Annotated in this window: 1 protein-coding gene; it reads left to right on the top strand. The window is 67.5% G+C overall.

Features of this window, described 5'->3' with window-relative positions; genetic code table 11:
• Positions 1-3,406, top strand: a 3,406-nt coding sequence (locus U1E26_11480; protein MDZ4170256.1) for a hypothetical protein, incomplete at both ends; no start/stop codon positions are given.

Raw genomic sequence — 3,406 nt, forward strand, 5'->3', positions numbered from 1 at the left:
ACCGGCCAGACCTACACGCTGTCCAAGCGTGCGAGCGAAGCTGACGCATGGACGGGCCTGAAAGCCTCAGGCGCCGTCGGTTACGACATCCCCATGCGGGGCGTGAACACCATCACCTCAACCCACGGCACGATGTGGCGCAGCGCCCAGAACACGAACCTGTGGCTCGACGAGCTCACCTACTCGGCCACCGGCATCACCGACGTGTTCGGCCCCTATGCAATCACCGCCTCGGCCGGGCCCGGTGGCTCGATCGCACCCTCCGGCGCCACCACCGTGGCCTACGGGGCATCGCGGACATTCGCCATCACGCCCGCATCCGGCTACCAGATCGCCAGCGTGCTCGTCGACGGGGTATCGGTCGGCGCTCCGTCGACCTACACGTTCTCGAACGTCGCCGCCAACCACACGATCGCTGCGAGCTTCGCCGCGATCTCCACCGGCGGCGACATGGCCGTCAGCTACATCAACTGCGAGAGCTGCCACGCGCCGGGAAGCCCGCTCGACAATCACGACCACCCGTGCGCGAGCTGCCACGCCGTGTCTTACGCCCACCCCGGCACCCCGTCGCAGATCCATATTCCGGCTGACGTCTTCGGCTGCACCCCGTGTCACGATCCCTCGCTCACCGTGGAGCACAACGCCGCCGGCCGCACGACCAGTGCCGGAACTCCCGTCGTGTGCGACACCTGCCACGGCTCGACCGACCCGGCAGTGAAGGCCGCGATCGCGTCGAACAACTCCGCGTGCTCGGCGTGCCACAGCCAAGTCGACGCGGGTCACGAGACGCTGCACGGCAGCGATGTGGCGAGCATGCCGCTCGGCGTGACCGGGTTCGCGTGCGGCGACTGCCACGACCCCAATGTGCTGATCGAGCACCGTAAGCCCGCCGCGAGCTCTCTCGCTGCCGGCTGTGACGCCTGCCACCCGAGCCCGCGCGACAGCTTCGCCGACTGGACCAAGACCTGTGTCCAGGGCGGCTGCCATGTGGTCGGCTCGGCGACGGCCGTCCACGGTAGCATCGACGCCTCGCACGCCCCGCTACCTGCCAACGCGGGTTGCATCGGTGCCGGCTGCCACGCCGACGACCTGTCCGCAGTCCACGCGAGTGCCGAGACCATCGTCGACGGCGAGGCTCGTCACTCGTGTCTCGTCTGCCACTCGACAACCGTCTCTCCGACGACCAGCGACTGCACTGTCTGCCACTTCTCCATGGAGGCGCATCCGGGTGGCGTGCATGCCGCGCCGGCTAGCCCGAGCTGCGCGGGTGCGATGTGTCACGACATCGTCGACGTGCGCACGAACCACGCCGATGCGCCTGAGGGCGCGTGCGCTGTATGCCACAGCAACCCGACGCGCGCGCCGGTGCTGCCTGCAGACTCCGAGTGCGTGCGATGCCACGACGTGCAAGCTGGCGTGCCGCACTATGAGGTGCATGCGGCTGACCCGGCGCTCATGAGTGGTGGAGTGCCCAACTACGCCTTCTACACCGGAAGCGCCCCGGGTGGCTTCTTCACGACCGCGTGCGCGTCGTGTCACACGAGTAACCTCGTCGATGCCCACATCGGCTCGGCGGCGACGCAGCCGCAGAAGGACCGCTTCGGCAATCCGCTGACCTGCGATTCGTGCCACGACTCGACCGATTCCGACGTTGTGCTGGCCATAGTCGGTGGACTCACGAAGTGCGACGCGTGTCATGAGAATCCGATGACCGGCGGACCCGGTGTCCACGGACCCATCAACCCGACCCACACCTCGACGTTCAAGGCCTCGCCTGAGGTCCCCTGCGCGCCGTGCCACTCAGCGAACGTCGCCGACGAGCACAACGGCACGCAGTCGTGGCCCGACGCCAACGGAACCCAGCTCGCGTATTGCGATGTGTGCCATCAGAACTACGCCGGAGCGCGCGGCCAGCAGGTGCAAGACGCCATCGAGGTGACGAACGACGTGCGCTGCACGGCGTGCCACGCCGTCGACCACCCCGACCTCGGCGGCCATGCGGCCACCTCGTCGGCGAGCGTTCAGGGATGCGGCGCTTGTCATGCGCCGGGTGCTGCGACGATCGATCTCAAGGCCATGCATGCGGGCTCGCCCCTCGGGCCGTGCGCCGTATGCCATGAGAACCCGGCAAGGGTGCCCGACATCACCGCAAAGACCGCAGAGTGCGCCTCATGCCATGCGAGCGAAGGCACCGACTATCATCGCGGCCTGCCGGAGAAGCACGTGTACGGAAGCATGCCCGCGACGTGCCTGAGCTCGACGTGCCATACGTCGAACTCGCTGCCGCAGGCGCACGAGCCTTACCTAGCGCGCTACCCGGCCTACACGACCACCTGTGCGCTGTGCCACGCGAACACCACGCCGGACAGGATTCCTGCCGATGCGACCGCGTCGTGCGACTCGTGCCACGCGCCGATCCACCCGAACATGGATCACACAGCTGACGCGAGCGGCGAGTGCATCGACTGTCACGAGACCGCCGACGCCCTCACGCTGCACGCGGGAGCCGTCGGAGGTCCGTGCGACGTCTGCCACGCCAACCCCTCACGGGTGCCTGCGTTGCCGGACTCCATCGAGTGCGTGAACTGCCATGCGTACTCGCCACCGGCAACCGAGCACTACCCGGCCGCAAGCCACGAAGCCACCGGCGAGACGGATGCGGCATGTTCCAAGTGCCACAAGCTGGGCTTGAACCCCGAGCACGCGAAGGCTTCGTCCGGACCTGTCAGCTGCGTGAGCTGCCATGAGACCAAGGTCGATGCGTTCACTGCGCCGTGGAGCGGAACCTGCTCGGATCAGGGCTGCCATGCCACGAAGCACGACGACGTCACGGCCGCGCACGGCTCAACCCAGAGCGCATGTGCCGGCTCTGGTTGCCACGGCATCAGCGATGTGGCCTCGCTGCACTCAAACGCCTCGACCACGGTCGCCGGCGTGGTGTACAGCGATTGCTACGTGTGCCACCAGGGCAACGACGTGGTCCCCGCGAACACGGACTGCTACACGTGTCACGCCGGTCACGGCGACCTCACTGCGGCTCACACGGCTGGCGCGAGCCAGGTCTGTGTCGACTGCCACGAGACTCCTGACGTGCGCACGATCCACGCGGGCTCACCGCTCGGCGAGTGCGCCGTCTGCCACAACAACCCCTCGCGCGTGCCGACATTGCCCTCGACCGTCGACTGCGCGTACTGTCACGACAAGGCCCCGGTCGACGCCAAGCACTACCCGGCAGCGCCGCACCTTGCTGCTGAGACCGGGTGCTCGAACTGCCACTACCTCGACATGAAGGCTGAGCACGTCAAGCCGACGGTCAACGTGACCTGCGTCCAGTGTCACGAGACCGAGGTCGACGCGTTCACCGAGACCTGGGACAAGAAGTGCATCACGTGTCACCCGGTGAAGC

The organism is Coriobacteriia bacterium (assembly GCA_034370385.1).
Classification (GTDB): domain Bacteria; phylum Actinomycetota; class Coriobacteriia; order Anaerosomatales; family PHET01; genus JAXMKZ01.